An 18892-nucleotide genomic window follows, 5' to 3' on the forward strand; every position below is an offset into this window, starting at 1 on the left:
TTACGCGCCGCCGTCGCCCCTACTCGAAGGCGGCGGAAAGCCGCGTCAAAGTGGGATGATCGGTGAAATCGAGACGCAGGGGCGTCACGGAAATCCTGTTCCCCTCGACAGCCTCGAGGTCAGTGCCGGGTCCGGGCGTGAAATTGCCGCGCTGGAAGGATATCCAATAATAGGGAATGCCGCGACCGTCCTTCCGGTCCTCGATGCGCATCAGATCATTGCTGCGCCGGCCCTGCACGGTGATCGAGATCCCCCTCACCTCCTCCGGCCGGCAATTGGGGAAATTGACGTTCATCAGCACGCCCTGCGGAATGCCGGCCTCGACGAGCTTGCGAATCACCGCCGCGGCATGCGCCTCGGCGCAGGCCCAATGAATGGTCTGGCGGCCGGCGAAGAAATCATAGACCTGCGACAGCGCGATCGAGGGAATGCCGAGCAGCGTCCCCTCTATGGCGCCGGCGATGGTGCCGGAATAGCTCACATCCTCGGCGAGATTCTGCCCGGAGTTGACGCCGGAGAGGATGAGATCCGGCGGCTTGTCGGCGAGCAGCTTGCGCACCGCCATGATGACGCAGTCGGTCGGCGTGCCTTTCACCGCGAAATGGCGCGAGGAGATTTCGCGCAGGCGCAGCGGATCATTGATCGACAGCGAATGCGCGACGCCCGATTGCTCGCTCTCCGGCGCGACGACGAAGACGTCGTCGGTGAGCGCGCGCGCCACCCGCTCGGCGAGCGCGAGACCCGCCGCATGAATGCCGTCGTCATTGGTGATGAGGATGCGCATAGCCTCGGTTTTCTCCTTCTCCCGCTCGCGGGAGAAGGTGGCCCCGCGAAGCGGGGTCGGATGAGGGCCCCGACGAGTTCGCGTCCTCTATCCGTCCCCTGATATGGAACCATGCGAGCCTGGAGAGGCCCTCATCCAACCCTCGCCGACGCGAGGGCCACCTTGTCCCGCCCTGCGAGAGAAGGAGACGCCCCCTACCCCGCCTTCGCGATTTTCTCCAGCCCACCCATATAGGGGCGCAGAACCTTCGGCACGGTGACGGAGCCGTCGGCCTCCTGATAATTTTCCAGCACGGCGACGAGCGCGCGGCCGACCGCGACCCCCGAGCCGTTGAGCGTGTGCACGAAGCGCGTCGCCTTGCTGTCCGCCGGCCGATAGCGCGCATTCATGCGCCGCGCCTGGAAGTCGCCACACACCGAGCAGGAGGAAATTTCACGATACTTCCCCTGCCCCGGCAGCCACACCTCGAGATCGTAGGTCTTCTGCGAGGCGAAGCCCATGTCGCCGGTGCAGAGCGTGACCTTTCGGTACGGCAGCTCCAAGAGCTGCAGCACTTTTTCGGCGCAGCCGGTCATGCGCTCGTGCTCCTCGAGCGATTTTTCCGGCGTGGTGATGGAGACGAGCTCGACCTTGTAGAACTGATGCTGCCGGATCATGCCGCGCGTGTCGCGCCCCGCGGCGCCGGCCTCCGCGCGGAAGCAATAGGTGCCGGCCGTGAAGCGCAATGGCAGCTGCGATTCGTCGAGGATCGATTCGCGGACGAGATTCGTCAGCGGGACTTCGGCGGTGGGGATGAGCCAATAGTCGGAGGTCTCGGATGCCGGATCATCGCCGCTCGGTCGACCCGCCGACACCGAAAACTGATCGTCGCGGAACTTCGGCAATTGCGCCGTGCCGAACATCGCATCGTCGCGCACCAGCAGCGGCGGCGCCACTTCGGCATAACCGTGCTGATCCGTATGCAGATCGAGCATGAATTGCGCGAGCGCGCGCTCGAGGCGCGCCATCGGGCCCTTGTTGACGACGAAGCGCGCGCCCGAAAGTTTCGTGGCGCTCTCGAAGTCCATCAGCCTCAACCCTTCGCCGATGTCGAAATGCTCCTTCGGCGGAAAGTCGAAATTGCGCGGCTCGCCCCAGCGCAGGACCTCGACATTCTCGTTCTCGTCCTTGCCTTCGGGCACTTGCTCGAGCGGCGTGTTGGGGATTTCCGACAGCGCCTTGTCGAGCGCGGCGCTGGCCTCGCGCTCCCTCTGCTCGAGCTGCGGAAAATCCTCCTTGAGCTTGGCGACCTCCGCCTTCAGCGCCTCGGCGCGGGCGGCGTCCTTCTCGCGCATGGCGAGGCCGATCTCCTTGGAGGCCGCATTGCGCCGCTCCTGCGCGGCCTGCAAGACTCCGATCGCCGCCCGGCGCGAATCGTCGAGCGCGAGAAGGCTGTCTGAAAGCGGCGCGAGGTTGCGACGGCGGCGGCCTTCGTCGAAGGCGGCGGCGTTGTCGCGAATCCATTTGATGTCATACATGAAGCTATCCGCCGCTCAGGGACCCTCATCCGACCCGGCTGCGCCGGGCCACCTTCTCCCGCGCGCGGGAGAAGGAGCGGCCGACGTTTCGCGAAATGCCGCCGCGCGCTTCCTTCTCCCACTCGTGGGAGAAGGTGGCCCCGCGAAGCGGGGTCGGATGAGGGCCCTTGTCCCTCGAGCGCGATATCGGGTCAACCCGTCGCTTCGGTCTCTGCGGCGGCGGCGCGCTTCTTCTCGATCCAGCGCACCGAAATGATCGACGCCTCATAGAGCAGCAGCCCCGGCAGAGCGAGCGCGAGCTGGCTGAACACGTCCGGAGGGGTCAGCACAGCCGCCACGATGAACACCAGCACGATCGCATAGCGTCGCTTCTCGGCGAGGAATTGCGAGGAGACGATGCCGATCTGCCCGAGCAGCGTCAGCGCCACCGGCAGCTGAAAAACGATTCCGAAGGCGAGCACCAGAGTCATGATCAGCGAGAGATATTCGGAAACGCGGGGCAACAGCTCGATCTGCGCCTTGCCGGGCTCGTTGGCCTGCTGCATCGAGATGAAGAAATGCAGAAGATTGGGCATCACCACGAAATAGACGACGAGCGCGCCGAGCGCGAAGAAGATCGGCGTGGCGATGAGATAGGGCCGGAAGGCGTTGCGCTCGTGCTTGTAGAGCCCGGGCGCGACGAAGGCGTAGAGCTGGCCAAAAACGATCGGACAGGAGATGAACGCCGCCGTGAACATCGCCACTTTGATCTGCGTGAAGAAATATTCCTGCGGCGCCGTGTAGATGAGCTTCGCCTCCGGCCCGGCTGCGAGCGTGTAGGGCACCACCAGCAGGTTATAAATATCCTTGGCGAAGAAAAAGGAGATGATGAAAGCCACGAGAAAGCCCATCAGCGCGCGGATGAGGCGCTCGCGCAATTCCATCAAATGCTCGATGAGCGGCGCCTTGCTCGCCTCTATGTCGGCGTCGGTCATGCGTGCGGGTCCTCCGCGGTCCTTCGCTCCGTCTGCGGGTCTTGCGAGGACAGTTGTTGCGAGGACAAGTCTGGTGAGGACTCGGGCCGCGGCCCCGGCTGCTCCGCCGCTACGGGCGCCTCGATCGCGCCGATGATATGCTCGCGCGCCTGCGTCAACGGATCGAAGGCGACGTCGGTCTTGACCGCGGCGAAGGCCGAATCGACCTCCCCCTTCAAATCCTTATGGAGATCGGCGAGCTCGGCCTCGCGCATCGCGTCCATGAACTGGCTCTGAAAATCGGCGGCCATGCGCCGCAAGCGCCCAGTCGCTTGCCCGACTTGGCGCAGCACGCGTGGCAAATCCTTCGACGGAATCGCGATGAGCGCGACGATGCCGATGACGATCAGCTTGCCGGCGTCTAGGTCGAACATGTCGCGGCGCAATCTGCTCTGGAGCGGGCGGGACCGTCAGGCTTTGCGCGCGTCGGCCGGCTTGTCGTGCGCGGCGACGTCGTGAACGTCGCGCGAGAGCGGCTGATGCTCGAGCGCTTTCTGCGCCTCCTCGGCGGCTTTGGCGCCCTCGTCCTCGGCGAGGCCCTTCTTGAATGCTTTGATGCCCTTGGCGACGTCGCCCATCACGTCGGAAATCTTGAACTTGCCGCCGAACAGGACGAAAGCCACGGCGCCGACGACGATCCAGTGCCAGATCGACAGACCACCCATGGCGAACCCCTCCCATTTTTGTCGGCATTCCGCCGGCCCAAGTTCCTTCGAACCTAGGACGGCGGACGGGCAAATACAAGGCGATTGCAGCAGGCATATGACAGACGCAGCCCCAATAGCGATCGGGGCGACGCCGCCTCAGCCCGCCTTCGGCACGATCTTGCGCACGCGCTCGGCTCCATGGGGAGGCGGCGCGCCGGGGATCGATCCGAACGGCGGCGGACCGCCGGCGCCGGCGGGAACTCCACCCCAGCCCGGAGGCGGGCCGCCGGCGAAGCGTCCGTTCGGTCCCGGAGGCGGACCGCCGGCGGGAGATCCGCCCCATCCCATAGGCGGCGGGCCACCCGCGAATCGCCCGCCCGGCCCAGGAGGCGGACCGCCGGCCGGAAATCCCCCCCGGCCCGGAGGCGGGCCACCGGCGATGTGCGCGTGCGGTCCCGGAATTGGACCGTCGGCGGGAGACGCGCCCCATCCAGGACGCGGGCCGCCAGCGAAGCGTCCGCCCGGTCCAGGAGGCGGCCCGCCGGTGGGAGACTCGCCCCATACGGGGGGCGGACCGCCGGTGAAGCATCCGTCCGGCCCCGGAGGCGGACCGCCGGCGGGAAGCTCGACCGATCCGGGAAGAGGGGCGCGGCCGGGAAGCTCGGCGCTGCGGACAGCGCCGCGATCCACCTTCACCGTGAGCGAGAGGACATAAGCGCGCTCGGTCTCGCGTATGTCGCCATGGACGGTCTCGCCCGCCGCGAGCGCGACGCCGTCGGTGGCGTTGAGCGTGTCGCGCAGGCGGCCGCGCTCATAGGTCGGCACATTAGTGTAGAGATATTCGCTCAAGGCGTCGGGAAGGAACAGCTGCGAGGTGAGCCGCGTCGTCGGCCCGTCGATCACCTTGAAATGAATATGCGCGGTGCGGCCGGGATACCAGCCGGGATAGACGGTCGCAAAGCGCGCGACTCCGTCCGCCCCCGCCGATTGCGTCCCGCGCAGAAACGTCTCGCCGCGCGTGTCGATCTCGCCGCCGTCGCCCTGGCCGGGGAAGCCGGAGTAACGCCCCTGCGCATCGCAATGCCAGACGTCGACGCGCGCGCCTTCGAAAGCGGCGCCGGTCTGGTCTCGAATGGTGAGCGCGATCTCGAGCGGAACGCCGGGCCGGCCCTCGGCGATTTCGGCGCGCGCGAGCGAGAGGTCGAGATAGAATGGCCCTTCGACCGCGGCGGCGGTGAAGGGGACGTCCGGCGCGGCCGCGGCCGGATGAGGCAGCGCGGCCGCCGCCACGCCGCCGAGCCCGCCGGCGATCAGTCGGCGTCGCGTTGGGAGAAGAGGAACCCGCATCTGATCTCCTGTGGTTTGGAACGTCGCCAACATCGGCGATGCGCGTTTCGCGCGCACGACGAAGCGCTGGGCATTATTTCCGGTCGGTTGCGGAGAGGCTGCTGCGCTGACGCTATGCGTCGGCGCTGAACGCGCTATAAGGCGCCGGCGCGGCGATCCGGCCGCGCTTCGCGAAAGAGCCCGACGATCGTGACGCGCCCCACCCTCGATTCCTTCCGCCGCATCGTCGTCAAGGTCGGCTCCTCGCTGCTGGTCGATCCGCGCAAGGCCGAGGCGAAGCGCGACTGGCTCGCAAAGCTCGCCGACGATATCGCCGCCCTGCATCATCGCGGCGCGGATGTGCTGGTGGTCTCCTCCGGCGCCGTCGCGCTCGGACGTAGCGTGCTCGGCCTGCCGCAGGGGCCGCTGCCGCTCGAGGACAGCCAGGCCGCCGCCGCCGTCGGCCAGATCGCCCTCGCCCGGCTGTGGTCGGAGACGCTCGGAAATCTCGGCGTCACGGCGGGACAGGTCCTCGTCACATTGGGCGACACGGAGCAGCGCCGCCGCTACCTCTATGCGCGCGAGTGCTTGAATAGGCTGCTGGCGCTGCGCGCCGTGCCGGTGATCAACGAGAACGACACGGTGGCGACGGCGGAGATTCGCTACGGCGACAATGACCGCCTCGCCGCTCGCGTCGCCACAATGGCGAGCGCCGATCTTCTGGTGCTGTTGTCCGATGTCGACGGGCTCTACACCGCCCCGCCCGCCAGCGACCCTTCCGCCAAGCTGATCGAGGTGATTCCGCGGGTGACGGCGGAGGTCGAAGCCATGGCGGGCGGCGCCGCCTCGCTGTATTCGCGCGGCGGCATGCGCACCAAGATCGAGGCGGCCAAGATCGCGACGACCGGCGGCGCCCATATGGTCATCGCCGACGGGCGCGTCGAGGCGCCGCTCTCACGCATCGCCGCGGGCGGGCCGTGCAGCTGGTTTCTCACCTCTTCGACCCCGGTGACCGCGCGCAAGAAATGGATCGCCGGCTCGCTCGAGCCCAAAGGGATCGTGCATATCGACGCCGGCGCCGAGCGCGCGCTCTATTCCGGCAAGAGCCTGCTGCCGGCGGGCGTCACCGCGATCGAAGGCGGTTTCTCGCGCGGCGAATGCGTGGTGATCCGCAACGCCGCCGGCGGCGAGATCGGCCGCGGGCTCGTCACTTACGACGCCACCGACGCGCTGCGCCTCATCGGCCGCTCCTCGCGCGAGATCGAAGGCCTGCTCGGCTTCAAAGGTCCCGACGAGGTCATTCATCGCGACGACATGGCTCTCAACGGCGAATGACTCCGGCTTTGCTGCGCCGAGGCCTTGGCAGAACTCTGCGCCGCTCCCATATTGCTGGCGCCGCGCCCTCGAAGGGCCGGTTCCAACTGGGAGAGACAGATGTCACCCGAAGAACGCCAACTGCTCGCCGGTCTGTTCGACCGCACGCGTAGCGCATCCGCCGCCCCGCGCGATCAGGAGGCGGAGAGCTTCATCGCCGAGCAGCTGAAGTCGCAGCCTGCGGCGCCTTATCTGCTCGCGCAGACGGTGCTCGTTCAGGAACAGGCGCTCCAGGCCGCCAGCCAGCGGCTGCAGGAGATGGAGAGCCGGGTCAATCAGCTGGAGAGCCAGCCGCAGCCGTCCGGCGGATTTCTCGGAAGCCTGTTCGGCCAGCGCACCGCGCCTCCGCCGCCGCCGCGTCCTGCTTTCGGCCAGGGGCAAGGCCAGCCCGGCTATCCGCAGAGCGGCCCCTGGGGCGCGCCGCCCCCCGCGGGCGGCCCGTCCTATGGCCAGCCTCCGGCCTATCCCCCGCAGCAGCAGGGCTTCGCTGCTCCGCAGCAGGCTTCGGCGGGCGGCGGCTTCCTGAAAGGCGCGCTGGGCACGGCGGCGGGCGTCGCCGGCGGCGTGCTGCTCGCCGATTCGCTCCGTGGCCTGTTCCACGGCGGCGCGGGTGGCAATCTCGGCATCGGCCAGGGGCTCGACCAGCACGCCGGGCTCGGCGGCGGCGACACCATCATCAATAACTACTACGGCGACCAGGGCGGGCAGCCCTATCCGGACGCCGGCTATGACGGCCCCCAGTCGAACGGCCCGGACGTCCAGGGCGCCGATTATGACGACGGCGGCTTCCAGGACGACGGCGGCGACGGCGGCTTCGACGTGTGACCGACCGCCGGATTGCAGCGGCCACGGAGCCGGCCGTCTCCTCTCCCCGCTTGCGGGGAGAGGTAGGTGAGGGGCTCGGGAGCCATGCGAGATCTCGCGAACTCGCCCGGCCCCTCTCCTCACCTCTTCCCGCAGAGGCGAAGAGAGGAAGCGGCAGGCGCCGTCGCCTCCTTCGTCACCGTCTCCGCAGCAGCACGAGCCGGCCGGGAACGGGTCGGTTCGCCTCGAGCCGGATCATCGTCTGCTGGGCGACGACGCAGTCGAACTCGCGGCTCCACAACCGTTCGACATAGGCCGGATCATGGGCGAAACGCGCACAGGGCGACAGCGCATAGTCGCGCCCCGCCCCCTCCTCGAAGCTGAACACGAACAGATCGCCGGAGCGAAGATTGCGCGCGGCCCCGGCGAACAGAGCCGAGAGGTCGCCGAGATAAATGATCATGTCGAGCGCCACGATCAGATCGAAGGGCGCGTCATTCGCATCGAGAAAAGCGATGACGTCGTCCTCGACGAGCCTTGCGTAGACATTGCGGGCCTTCGCCTTGGCGAGCATGCGGCCGGAGAGATCGACGCCGACGACCTCGTCGCCGACGGCCGCCAGCGTCGTGGCGGCGAGGCCGGTGCCGCAGCCGAGATCGAGAATGCGCGGAAAGCGCCGGCCGGCGTCGCGTAGCAGAGGTCCGAGCTTCTCGGGCAGGCGATATCGGAGAATCTCGAGCAGGTGGCGGTCGAAATCCTCCGCATAGCGGTCGAAGCAGGCGGTGACATAATCTCGCGAGGCGCGCTCGTGCGCGCGTCCGCGCAGCGCGTCCAGATGGAAGGGAATGATCGGATCGTCGGGAGCCATTGCGTGAATGGCCTCGCCGAGCCGAAGCGCCGCGTCGCGATGGCCGAAGCCGCAGAGCGCCTGGAAGGCGAAACGGCAGGCGGCGAATGTGTCGTCGGCGTGCGGACCCGCCGCTTCGCGATAGGCTTCGATGGCCGCTTCCACGGTCGATTCGATGGCCGTGGCGACAAACGCCGCGCCGGCGTATTTGCGGATGATCGTGAGCTCGCCCGGAAAAGCCTGCGCGGCTTTTCCCAGCGCGGTTCGCGCCTCGGCGAAACGGCCGATGAGATAGAGCGACTGCCCGAGGCAGGCGTGCACGGCGCCGCTGTCGACCCCACGCGCCACGGCGTCGCCGAGCAGGCGCACGGCGTCGTCGAAGCGTCCGCGCTCGATATAGATCAGTCCGAGGCCCGTGCAGGCCTCGGCGGAGGTAGGCTCGAGCTCGAGAGCTGCGACGAACGCATTCTCGGCGGCGGCCTTGTCGCCGATCTCGTTGCAAAGTCCCGCGGCGTTGAGCCAAACCTGCGCGCGAGACGGATCGCGCTCCAGCGACGCGATGAAGGCGTTCAAGGCGTCGGCCTTGCGCCCGGCGAGGGACAGCAGCGAGCCGAGATCGGCGAGCAGGGCCGCGTCAGTGGGCGCGAGGGCGGTCGCCGATTCGAGCGCCTCGATCGCCTCCGCGGTCGCGCCGTCCTGCCAGAGCGAGAGCCCCAGATAGCGCAGCGCCGCGGGCGGCGTCTCGCCACGCTCGAGCGCGACATCGAATTTCGGATAGCGCACGCGCCAATGCTCGAGCGCGGCGACCGGCGGAAATGGCGATGAGACATGCAGCGTCATCTGGCAATACTCCAGTAATGATTCGGAAAAATATCTTGCCGATTAAGCTGTCGCCGAGCTTGCCGACGGGGCCGTCGCTCGAACGAATCCTCGCACCCCGGCGCGGAGGTTGTAGAAAAACTACCAAAAAACAATATTTTGCCGTGAATTCGCGAAAACTTGGTCAGATATTGCGTATGGAGCGAAGCAATCCTTCAGCCATAGCGCGATTCTCTTGTCGCTTCGCCGCTTCACTCCTCGCGATGACGTTTCCCCGAGCTCGAGAGCTGCTGCAAATAGTCAATTCAGCATTGTCCGAGGCGACCAATGAGGCGTCGAGCCTTTGCTCGGGCCGGCGAGACTGCGAGGCGCGCAGGCTCGCTTCTTCGACGCGGACAGATCATGCGTCCTTGGCGGCCGCCATCATGTAGTTCACATCGGTGTCATGGCTGCGCCGCCAGCGGCGCGTCAGCGGCTGGAAGCTCATGCCGGAGCGGTCGATCTCGCGCAGGCCGGCGCGGCGCAGCCAGGCGGACAGTTCGTCGGGCCGCACGAATTTATCGTGATCATGCGTGCCGCGCGGCACCCAGCCGAGCACATATTCAGCGCCGACGATCGCCAGCGCATAGCTCTTCAATGTGCGATCGATGGTGGCGAGGAACAGCAGCCCGCCGGGCTCGACCATGCGGGCGAGCGTGGCGACGAAATCCTTCTGGCCCTCCACATGCTCCAACACCTCCATGGCGACGACGATGTCGAATCGCGCGCCTTCGGCGGCCAGCGCCTCGGCTGTGGTGTTGCGATAGTCGATCGAAAGCCCCGAGCGCTCGGCGTGGCGGCTCGCCACCGCGATGTTGTTGGGCGCGGGATCGATCCCGGTCATCTGGGCGCCGAGCTCGGCCAGAGCTTCGGTCAGAATGCCGCCGCCGCAGCCGATGTCGACGATGCGCAGAGCGTCGAGCGGCTGCGCGCCGTGCCGATCGCGGCGCTCGCCGTCGATGCGCAAGCGCCGGCAGGCGTGATCGCAGATGTAATCGACGCGGATCGGATTGATCTCGTGCAAAATTCCCATTTTGCCCGCGGCGTCCCACCACAGCTCGCCGAGCCGGTCGAAGCGGGCGACGTCGGCGGGATCGACGCTGGACGAATGGGGACGGGACTGGTCTTGCGGCACTCGAACCTCTTTTTTCGATCTGTCGACGACGGCGACGAGCCGTGTCGCCACTGGCCGATCGCCCGATCTCGCCCGGACGTTGACACCGCCTTCGCGGCCGTCACATATACGCCCGCTTTTGGTCGGATGCGAGCGGCCATCCGGCTCGCCCCTCGAGCCTCGGCGCGTCTTTAACACTCCCTCAGGTGGTCATGGCTCGTCTGGTGATGAAGTTCGGCGGCACCTCCGTCGCCAATGTGGAGCGCATTCGCAATGTCGCGCGCCATGTGAAGCGCGAGGTCGACGCCGGCTATTCGGTCGCCGTCGTAGTCTCCGCCATGTCCGGCAAGACCAATGAGCTCGTCGGCTGGTGCAAGGACGCGGCGGCGCTGCACGACCAGCGCGAATATGACGCCGTCGTCGCCTCCGGCGAGCAGGTGACCGCGGGCCTGCTCGCGATCGCGCTGCAGAATATCGGGATCGCCGCCCGCTCCTGGCAAGGGTGGCAGGTCCCGATTCTCACCTCGGACGCGCATGGCTCGGCGCGCATCCAAACGATCGACGGCGTGCAGCTCCTTTCCGGCTTCGAGCGCGGCGAGGTCGCCGTGATCGCCGGCTTTCAAGGAATCCATCAGCCGAGCGGCCGCATCACCACGCTCGGCCGCGGCGGCTCGGACACGAGCGCGGTGGCGGTGGCGGCGGCGATCGAGGCCGATCGCTGCGATATCTACACCGATGTCGACGGCGTCTACACCACCGATCCGCGCGTCGTGCCCAAGGCGCGCCGGATGGAGCGCATCTCCTTCGAGGAGATGCTGGAGATGGCCTCGCTCGGCGCCAAGGTGCTGCAGGTGCGCTCGGTCGAGGTGGCGATGGTGCATGGCGTGCGCACCTATGTGCGCTCGTCCTTCGACGATCCGGCCGATCCCAAGAGTGGCACGCTGATCTGCAAGGAGGAGGATATCGTGGAAGCGCAAGTCGTCACCGGCATCGCCTTCTCGCGCGACGAGGCGCAGATCACTCTGCGCGGCGTCGCCGACAAGCCGGGGGTCGCGGCCGCGGTGTTCGTGCCGCTCGCCGAGGCCGGGGTCAATGTCGACATGATCGTGCAGGTCGCCTCGGAAGACACGATGACCGATATGACCTTCACGGTTCCCGCCGCCGAATATGAACGCTGCGTCGCCATTCTCGAAAAGGCCCGGCCGGCGATCGGCTATGCGGCGCTGACCGGCGCAAAGGACGTCGCCAAAGTGTCGGCGATCGGCATCGGCATGCGCAGCCATGCCGGCGTCGCCGCGCGCGCCTTCAAGGCGTTGGCCGACAAGGGCGTCAACATTCGCGCCATCACCACTTCCGAGATCAAATTCTCGGTGCTGATCGACGCCGCCTACACCGAGCTCGCCGTGCGCACGCTGCACTCGCTCTATGGGCTGGACGCGGCCTGAGCGCCGTCCGGCTCGACGCCGAGCTGACGCTCGGCTATAGATTCGGAGCGGCCGCCGCGGCGCGGAGGGAGACGTCGAGAATGGAACAACTGGTCGCGCAGCTGAAGATCGCGCTCGGGGTCGACGCCGAAACAGCGCGCATCGCGGCCGGTCATGTGCTCGGCTTTTTCCAGAAGGCTTTTCCCGATATCGGCGTCGAGCTCGTCGACAAGATTCCCGGCGCGCGCGAGGCGGTCGCGGCTGCAGCGGCCATGCGCTACAAGCGCAATCTGCTGGGCGCGCTCGGCGGCGTCGGCAGCGTGATCGGCGGCAAGGCCGAGGTGCTCGCGCTCACCGCCAAGCTCACCGCCATGGGCCTCTCGCCCGCCCAGCTGCAAAGGCTCGCCAAAGTGGTCTTCCTGCATGCGGAACGAACGATCGGCCGGCAGAAGCTGCAAAAAATGACCGACACGATTCCGAAGCTGTCGCAATTTCTCTGGCCGCAGGGCTGAACATCGGCTCACGAGCCGCGCCGCCCCTGCCCTCGCCCCGCGCCGGGAAGCGCGGAGCCGTCTCACTCGCCCCCTTTGTAGGAGCCTTCGCATGGAAGAACTGATTGCGCGCATTTCCGCGGCCCTCGGCGTCGAGCCCGAGACGGCGAGGCTGGCGATCGGCCATGTCCTCGGCTTCTTTCGCAAGGAGTTCCCCGACGGGCCGGCGGCGGAGCTGATCGGCAAGCTGCCCGGAGCAGAAGAGGCGATCGCCGCGGCCGAGGCGGCGCCGGCGGCCGACGGCGGGCTCCTCGGCGGTCTGCTGGGCGGGCTCGGCGGCCTCGTCGGCGGCTCCAAGGGCGATCTGATGGCGCTCGCGGCGAAATTGTCCAGCGTCGGCCTGTCGATGGATCAGAGCCAGGCGCTCGCCAAGGAGTTCTTCGCCCATGCCGAAGGCATTGTCGGCGCGGAGAAGCTGAAGAAAATCACCGATTCGGTGCCGGGGCTGTCTCAGTTCCTCTAGGCTCTGAGACGAACCCGGGAATCGGGGCCGTCATTGCGAGCGGAGCGAAGCAATCCTTCAGCCGTGGGGCGGCCCCTGGATTGCTTCGTCGCTGCGCTCCTCGCAATGACGGCCCTGTTCGTCTTGGTTTCTCTCGACGCAGAAGAACTCAAGCGCCTTCGGGCGCCAGCAGCACATGGCGCTTCTTGCCGAGCGACAGCTTGACGACGCCATCGACGAGATTTGCGTCGCCGAGAGTCGCCTTCTCGTCGGTCACCGGCTCGTCGTTGAGACGCAGCCCGCCTGATTTGATCTGGCGACGCGCCTCGCCCGTGGATGCGACGAGCCCGGCCTTCACGAAGGCGCTGAGCACGCCGAGCCCGGCGGACCATTCCGCAGCGGGAACCGCCACGCGCGGCAGGGACAGCGCCAGCGCTCCTTCCTCGAAGGTGCGGCGCGCGGTCTCGGCGGCGGCTTCCGCCGCCTCGCGCCCATGCAGCAGCGCGGTCGCCTCTGTGGCCAACGCCTTCTTCGCCTCGTTGATCTCGGCCCCGCCGAGCGCGGCGAGCTTCTCGATCTCATCGAGCGGCAGGAAGGTGAACAACTTCAGGAAGCGGAGGACGTCGGCGTCTTCGACATTGCGCCAGAACTGCCAATAATCGTAGGGCGACAGCATGGACGCGTCGAGCCAGACGGCGCCGGCGGCGGTCTTGCCCATTTTCGCGCCCGAAGAGGTGGTGAGCAGCGGCGCGGTCAGCGCATAGAGCTGATGCGTGCCGAGGCGGCGGCCGAGATCGACGCCCATGACGATATTGCCCCATTGATCGGAGCCGCCCATCTGCAGAGAGGCGCCATAGCGCTTCGCGATCTCGACGAAATCATAGGACTGCAGGCACATATAGTTGAATTCGATGAAGGACAGCTCCTGCTCGCGATCGAGCCGCAGCTTCACCGAATCCATCGACAGCATGCGATTGACCGAGAAATGCCGGCCGACATCGCGCAGGAAGTCGATGTAATTGAGCTTGGTCAGCCATTCGGCGTTGTCGAGCAGCACGGCGTCGGTCTTGCGCGCGCCGAAAGCCAGAAACTTCTCGAATGTCTTCTGGATCGCCGCCTTATTAGCGTCGATGGTCTCGATGGTCAGCAGCTTGCGGCTCTCGTCCTTGCCGGACGGATCGCCGACCCGCGTCGTGCCGCCGCCGACGAGCGGCAGCGGCTTGCCGCCGGTCTTCTGCAGCCAGGCGAGCATCATGATCGACAGCAGATTGCCGACATGAAGCGAGGCGGCCGTGCAGTCGAAGCCGACATAAGCGACGAGATCGCCGGAACAGGCTTTTTCGTCGAGCCCCGAAAAATCGGAGCATTGATGCACGAACCCGCGCGCGATCAGCGTCGCGAGAAATTCGGAATTGGGGCGGAAAGCGTCTGACATGAACGGGGTGTTAAGCGCATTGCGGACGGCGCGCAAGCACTGGGCGACATGCAGGACCGCGATGGTCGCATGGCGAAAACACCGCATCGTCGATCAAAAGCTCAATTGTCGGCGATGTGGAGCTTTGCAGCGTCCGCCAGAAAGGCCGAGCGCGACTGGCCGAGAGCTTTCGCCGTCCGGTCGATGCGCTCCAACAGGCCTTGGTCGATCGAAATATTGATGCGCACTACTCGCTTCGGCAGGTCGACGCCGATCGCTGCGACGGTCGCGTCCTCGAACCAGTCGGCCATTTCCGGGTCTGCACGCAATTCTCGGACGCCGCGCAAATGCGGCAGCGTCTTTCCGTCTTCCATCATTCCTTCCACATGGAGCGCGAGCGCTTGGCCGCCCTTCGCGATGACCTCGTCGATCGTGGAGGCGGTGCTGATGCAACCCGGAAAGTCCGGAAAGGATATTCCGAACGAGCCATTCTCTTCATGGATGAGGGCGATCGCGTAGTTCAATTCCTGCTCCTGCGCACATTATTACACACCCTATCCCCACTCGTGAAAAGAAGCGCCGCGCTTCAGCGGGACACGCTCGCGGCGAGAAAACAGGCGCGTATCGCGCTTCATCGCTCTCACGCCACTGGTTCGCCACATGGCGAAACGATAAAATTCACAAGATGATTCGCTCCTTCTCCCTCCCCCGGCCGCCGTCGCGGCCCTCGGCCTCGCGCTGTGCTGCGCCGGCGCGCCGGCTCTCGCCAAAGACAAGCCCGCCGCCGAGGACGCGGCCGACTCCAGAGCCGACAAGAAAAAGCCGGCGAAGCCCGATTCGAAGAAGGTCGAGGCGAAAAAGCCGGATAGCGCCAAGCCGGCGGCCAAGAAGACCGCCGAAGTGAAGAAGCCCAATGGCGGCGCCGGCAAGACCGAGGCGGAGCAGAGCGAGCCCGCGGCCGGAAACGCCAAGCACGGGAAGGGCAAGCCGGGCAAGGACGCCAAGAGCGAGGCCAAGGAAAAGCCCGCAGAGAAAGAGAAAGGCGCCTCCAAGCCGCCGAGCGCGGTCGGGACGTTCGGCGATTGGAACGCCATGACCGCCCATGCGCAGGGCAAGGACAAGACCTGCTATGCGCTCGCCGAGCCGAAGGAGCGTCAGCCCGCCAAGCTGCAGCGCGACAAGGCCTATATCTTCATCTCGACGCGCCCCGGCGAAGGCGTGCGCAACGAGGTGGCGATCATTCTGGGCTTCCCGCTGAAGGACGGCGGCGCCGCGACCGCCGAGATCGACGGCAAATCCTTCGAGCTCGTCACCAAGGGCTCCAACGCCTGGGTGAAGAATCCCGCCAAGGAGAAGGAATTCGTCGACACGATGAAGAGCGGCGGCAAGCTCTCGATCAAGGCGCCGTCGATCAAGGGCAATGTGACGACCGACGTCTATGCGCTCAAGGGCCTCGCCGAAGCGCTCGCCCGCGTGCAGAAGGAATGCCCGTGATCATTTGACGCCGATGACCATCGAGTCCGGCCCGAGCAGATGCTCGACCCGCGTCTCGGCGAAGCCCGCCTCACGCATCCAGCCTTGGCAGTCGGCGCCCGTGTAGTCGAAGCCGCCGGGCGTCTCGATCAGCATGTTGAGGCTCATCAGCAGGCCGAAGGCGTTGGTCCGGCGCTCGTCGTCGATCAGCGCCTCATAGACGATCAGCGCCCCGCCCTTCGGCAGAGCGGCATAGGCGTTGGCGAGCAGATGGCGTTTCTCCTCGAGATCCCAGTCGTGGAGAATATGGCCCATGACGATCACATCCGCCCCGGGCAGCGCGTCGCGGAAAAAATCGCCGCCACGGAAGGTCACGCGGTCGGACAGGCCATTCGCGGCGATGAAATCATCGAAGATCGGCTTCACCTGCGGAAGATCGAAGCCGGCGCCGATGAGATGCGGGTGCGCGCGCGCCACTGTCGCCGGAACCATGCCTTGCGCGGAGCCTACATCGACGAAGCTCCCATATTTCGTCCACGGAAATTTTTCGGCTATGGCCTTGGCCGGCCCGGCGCTGATTCCGGACATCGCGGTCAGAAAGCCGCGCAGCCGCGCGGGGTCGGCGTAGAGAGCGGCGAAAAAATCTTTCTCGGCGGCGTTCTCGCTCTGCGGGCGGCCGGTCTTCAACGCTTCGGTGAGGCGATCCCAGCTGGCGAACAGCCGCGCATTGGCCAATTCGAGGATCTGGCCGACATAGCTCGGCTTGGCGCGATCGAGGAAGAGAGCGGCCTCCGCCGTGTTGCGATAGAGGCCATTGTCGCGTTCGAGCAGGCCCAGCGCCACCAGAGCGTCGAAGAAATCGAGCGCCGAGCGTGGATGCAGTCCGAGCCGGCTGCGCAGCGTCTCGGCGTCGGCAGGCGCTTCGGCGAGGATCGTGAACAGGCCGAGCTCGACGGCGGAGAGCAGCGTTTTCGCGTTCCAGAACCCGAAACCGAGACCGAGAATTTTTTCCGGAGACAGCTGATCGGCCATGACTGCAACTCTCCAGTAGAAAAGAAGCGCGCGACCCGATAACATATCCGTGCGCCGTGGTCGATCCGGGCGCGCGGCCAGAAGGTTTGCGCGCCGGCGAGCTTGACTCTTGCGCGGCTTATATCAAACTCGACAACAGCGCCTCAGATGGCTTGGCGCTGGAAGAAACCAGGAGGGAAAAAAAATGGAGGGCATGCTTATTCCGGGGATCATGGTCGGCATGGCGATCGGCGGCTTCATCATCATGACCCGGCTGTACGGCTCGAAGTAATCGAGACCCCATCCGCGAAATTACGGCCCGGTCCTCGCGACCGGGCTTTTTCGTTTCGAGGGCCTTCCGGTCAAAGAGCGTCGCGTGCATGGGCCGGGCGCAGATTGCGCAGCTGGTCCGGCAGAACGCCGCCGACGACGCCAGCCAGGCGCGCCCCATAGCGGTGAAACAACAGCCCCGCGGCGATGATGGCGACGCCGATCGCCGACAGAGCGAAGGGAAAGAGAATCGAATCCCGGAACACCTCGCTCGCCAGATGGCCGAGATAGAGAGAGACCCCGAAGGCGCCGAAAATGGCGTAGGCGCGGCGCACCAGCGCCAGCGCCAGCATCACCAGCCCGAGATTGACCGCGCAATAGACCGCCTTGCCGGCCTCATCGCCGCTGTGCTGCGCCGTGAGCCCGCCCCAAAAGGCGAGAAGCCCGGCAAGATGCAGCCAAAAGGCGAAGTCCCCTCCCCGCCAGCGCTTCAAATCCACGAGCCAGGCCGCCGCGATCACGACGAGGCCGAAGACGAGGCTGACATTGGCGCGCTGCTCGAAGCCGAACGCCTCGCTGCGCGCGAGCCAGGGCGTCAGATCCATCGACATGAACCAGAGCGCTAAGGCGATGATCATGGTGAGGAAAGGAAAAGGGAAGAAGATCAGCGCAATCAGCGCAGCGGCGATGGTCCCGAGCTCCATCGGCAGCCAGCTCGAGCGCACCCAGACATAGAAGTCGTGATAGTTCGGCGCGTCGGTCGGATCATGACCGCCGGCGAGTTGCAGCGCGAAGATAAGCAAGGGCGCCATGGAGACGGCGCAGGTGACGAGCAGCCCCGCTGGCGTGCGCAGCCCGCGCCGGCGCCACAGATAGGCGCCCGCCGCCGTGAACAGCACGCCATAGGCGAGCGAGGTGACGATCAGCGACGGCGCGCCCCAGAGGCCGAAGGCCGTGGTGCTGAACAGGCTCATCGCCGAGATCACAATGAGCGCGCCCATATACCAGAGGACATTGACGATATCGAAGCGCGGCGCGTCACGCCCGCTCGCCCGCTCGGCGAGGAAGGTCTCGAGATTTTGGTGTGTCGGCGTATCTATGACGCCGGCCTCGAGGGCGGCGCGCAGATCGTCTGTCGCGAATGTCGTGCGGGGCATCGAAGAGTCCTCGTCCAAAGAGGCCGCGCGGGCTCGAGCGTCGCCGGCCCCGAAGCTATGTCCCCGATAGCGCAGGATTTGGAGCAAATTTGTGTGGCGGCGCACGGAAGGCCGAGGCGAGTCGCCGCACGCCCATTTTGTGCTAGCTTGCGTCGTTGGAGGAGGAAGCGCCATGCGTAAGGTGGAAGAAATCAGCATTCTCCTGGCTCCCGACCTGCTCCGGGCGGTACGTGAGAGCATCGCCGCCGGCGAATTTGCGTCGCCCAGCGAAGCTCTCGGCGACGCCGTCCGTGTCTGGCGACGCCAACGGGCCGAGGACGCCGAGCGGCTCGCCTCAGCTCGCGAGCGTATCCGTCGATCCTTGGAGGATCCGCGCAGCGACGTTTCGATGGATGAAGTCGAGGCCCGGCTTCTCGAGCTGCACGCCGGGACCGAGGCGCGCCTTGCGTCGTCTCGAGGTTAGGTTTCGGCCAGCGGCGCTGGAAGACCTCCAAGACATATATCTCTTCGTGTTTCGGGCCTCGGCGAACACTCGAATCGCTCGGGGGTTCGTCGATCGGATTGTGGAGCGTCGCCGCCGGATCGGCGACGCGCCCTTCGGCGGCCCGGCGCGCGACGACCTCGCGCCGGGACTGCGGATCGTTCCATTCGAGCGATCGGCGGTGATCGCTTATCGGGTCGAGGATGACTGCGTTCGGATCATCGACGTGTTTTACGGCGGTCGCGATTTCGAGGCGTTCTTTCGTCGAGGCGGGGCCGAAGATAATCGGTGAAAGCCCTGTCCGACGTCGACACGGCGGGCAAGTGAGCAGCCCTCCCCGTCCTCCCCCGATTTGACAGGCGGCCCCTGTTTTGCCCATCTTCCC

General features: G+C 66.3%; 20 protein-coding genes. 8 read left to right on the forward strand and 12 right to left on the reverse strand.

Annotated elements, in window-relative coordinates:
* Positions 1-19: 19 nt before the first annotated feature.
* The 6 genes from surE to CQW49_RS02220 all read right to left on the reverse strand — a co-directional run bounded on the left by surE (position 20) and on the right by CQW49_RS02220 (position 5308).
* Positions 20-784 carry a 5'/3'-nucleotidase SurE gene (surE, locus tag CQW49_RS02195; RefSeq protein WP_003609817.1) on the reverse strand — a complete coding sequence of 255 codons (765 nt, stop codon included), beginning with the start codon at positions 782-784 and terminating at the stop codon, positions 20-22.
* Positions 785-978: 194 nt separating this feature from the next.
* Entirely contained in the window at positions 979-2301 is a 1323-nt protein-coding gene (gene serS / locus CQW49_RS02200; protein WP_003609815.1) for a serine--tRNA ligase, read from the reverse strand.
* A gap of 191 nt (positions 2302-2492) precedes the next feature.
* A complete protein-coding gene (tatC, locus tag CQW49_RS02205; RefSeq protein ID WP_003609813.1) occupies positions 2493-3275 on the reverse strand; it encodes a twin-arginine translocase subunit TatC in 783 nt (260 codons plus the stop codon).
* Complete coding sequence (locus CQW49_RS02210; RefSeq protein WP_003609809.1) at positions 3272-3688, reverse strand: Sec-independent protein translocase subunit TatA/TatB; 417 nt, start codon at positions 3686-3688, stop codon at positions 3272-3274. Before CQW49_RS02210 ends, tatC begins: the two co-directional genes overlap by 4 nt.
* A gap of 36 nt (positions 3689-3724) precedes the next feature.
* Complete coding sequence (locus CQW49_RS02215; protein ID WP_003609808.1) at positions 3725-3979, reverse strand: twin-arginine translocase TatA/TatE family subunit; 255 nt, start codon at positions 3977-3979, stop codon at positions 3725-3727.
* A gap of 138 nt (positions 3980-4117) precedes the next feature.
* Positions 4118-5308, reverse strand: a complete 1191-nt coding sequence (locus CQW49_RS02220) for an intradiol ring-cleavage dioxygenase (protein WP_003609806.1) — start codon at positions 5306-5308, stop codon at positions 4118-4120.
* Positions 5309-5497: 189 nt separating this feature from the next.
* Between CQW49_RS02220 and proB the strand changes: the two genes are divergently transcribed.
* Positions 5498-6622: a glutamate 5-kinase gene (gene proB / locus CQW49_RS02225; protein ID WP_099831728.1), complete on the forward strand. Its 1125-nt coding sequence runs from the start codon at positions 5498-5500 to the stop codon at positions 6620-6622.
* Between the two features lie 99 nt (positions 6623-6721).
* On the forward strand, positions 6722-7486 hold the full coding sequence (locus CQW49_RS02230) for a DUF2076 domain-containing protein (RefSeq protein WP_003609801.1): 765 nt from the start codon (positions 6722-6724) through the stop codon (positions 7484-7486).
* 175 nt (positions 7487-7661) lie between these two features.
* On the opposite strand, the gene CQW49_RS02235 is transcribed toward CQW49_RS02230, so the two are convergent.
* Both CQW49_RS02235 and ubiG read right to left on the reverse strand, forming a co-directional pair.
* Positions 7662-9152 (reverse strand): tetratricopeptide repeat protein, encoded by a 1491-nt coding sequence (locus CQW49_RS02235; RefSeq protein WP_003609799.1) that lies wholly within the window; start codon positions 9150-9152, stop codon positions 7662-7664.
* Between the two features lie 379 nt (positions 9153-9531).
* Entirely contained in the window at positions 9532-10305 is a 774-nt protein-coding gene (gene ubiG, locus CQW49_RS02240) for a bifunctional 2-polyprenyl-6-hydroxyphenol methylase/3-demethylubiquinol 3-O-methyltransferase UbiG (RefSeq protein WP_003609797.1), read from the reverse strand.
* A 191-nt stretch (positions 10306-10496) separates the two neighbouring features.
* Between ubiG and CQW49_RS02245 the strand changes: the two genes are divergently transcribed.
* The 3 genes from CQW49_RS02245 to CQW49_RS02255 all read left to right on the forward strand — a co-directional run bounded on the left by CQW49_RS02245 (position 10497) and on the right by CQW49_RS02255 (position 12722).
* On the forward strand, positions 10497-11729 hold the full coding sequence (locus CQW49_RS02245) for an aspartate kinase (protein ID WP_003609795.1): 1233 nt from the start codon (positions 10497-10499) through the stop codon (positions 11727-11729).
* Positions 11730-11809: 80 nt separating this feature from the next.
* The gene (locus tag CQW49_RS02250; protein ID WP_003609793.1) at positions 11810-12220 is read left to right on the forward strand and encodes a hypothetical protein; all 411 of its coding nucleotides are present in this window, start codon (positions 11810-11812) and stop codon (positions 12218-12220) included.
* 91 nt (positions 12221-12311) lie between these two features.
* The gene (locus CQW49_RS02255) at positions 12312-12722 is read left to right on the forward strand and encodes a DUF2267 domain-containing protein (RefSeq protein ID WP_003609791.1); all 411 of its coding nucleotides are present in this window, start codon (positions 12312-12314) and stop codon (positions 12720-12722) included.
* Between the two features lie 148 nt (positions 12723-12870).
* Here CQW49_RS02255 and tyrS read toward each other — a convergent pair whose 3' ends face one another.
* Together tyrS and CQW49_RS02265 are read right to left on the reverse strand one after the other, a co-directional pair.
* Positions 12871-14136 carry a tyrosine--tRNA ligase gene (gene tyrS, locus CQW49_RS02260; RefSeq protein ID WP_024749347.1) on the reverse strand — a complete coding sequence of 422 codons (1266 nt, stop codon included), beginning with the start codon at positions 14134-14136 and terminating at the stop codon, positions 12871-12873.
* A gap of 101 nt (positions 14137-14237) precedes the next feature.
* Positions 14238-14639, reverse strand: coding sequence for a type II toxin-antitoxin system HicB family antitoxin (locus CQW49_RS02265; protein ID WP_003609786.1), 402 nt, complete (start codon positions 14637-14639; stop codon positions 14238-14240).
* Positions 14640-15015: 376 nt separating this feature from the next.
* Between CQW49_RS02265 and CQW49_RS02270 the strand changes: the two genes are divergently transcribed.
* Entirely contained in the window at positions 15016-15609 is a 594-nt protein-coding gene (locus tag CQW49_RS02270; RefSeq protein WP_244593396.1) for an invasion associated locus B family protein, read from the forward strand.
* On the opposite strand, the gene CQW49_RS02275 is transcribed toward CQW49_RS02270, so the two are convergent.
* Together CQW49_RS02275 and CQW49_RS02280 are read right to left on the reverse strand one after the other, a co-directional pair.
* Entirely contained in the window at positions 15610-16620 is a 1011-nt protein-coding gene (locus tag CQW49_RS02275) for a methyltransferase (RefSeq protein ID WP_003609782.1), read from the reverse strand. It abuts the gene before it with no gap.
* Between the two features lie 341 nt (positions 16621-16961).
* Positions 16962-18026, reverse strand: a complete 1065-nt coding sequence (locus CQW49_RS02280; protein ID WP_003609780.1) for a hypothetical protein — start codon at positions 18024-18026, stop codon at positions 16962-16964.
* 172 nt (positions 18027-18198) lie between these two features.
* Between CQW49_RS02280 and CQW49_RS02285 the strand changes: the two genes are divergently transcribed.
* Positions 18199-18489 carry a ribbon-helix-helix domain-containing protein gene (locus tag CQW49_RS02285; RefSeq protein WP_003609778.1) on the forward strand — a complete coding sequence of 97 codons (291 nt, stop codon included), beginning with the start codon at positions 18199-18201 and terminating at the stop codon, positions 18487-18489.
* Positions 18419-18799: a type II toxin-antitoxin system RelE/ParE family toxin gene (locus CQW49_RS02290; RefSeq protein WP_338065199.1), complete on the forward strand. Its 381-nt coding sequence runs from the start codon at positions 18419-18421 to the stop codon at positions 18797-18799. The genes CQW49_RS02285 and CQW49_RS02290 overlap by 71 nt, the downstream gene beginning before the upstream one ends.
* Positions 18800-18892 lie beyond the last annotated feature (93 nt).

Origin of the sequence: Methylosinus trichosporium OB3b (genome assembly GCF_002752655.1) — a bacterium.
GTDB classification, from domain to species: Bacteria; Pseudomonadota; Alphaproteobacteria; order Rhizobiales; family Beijerinckiaceae; genus Methylosinus; species Methylosinus trichosporium.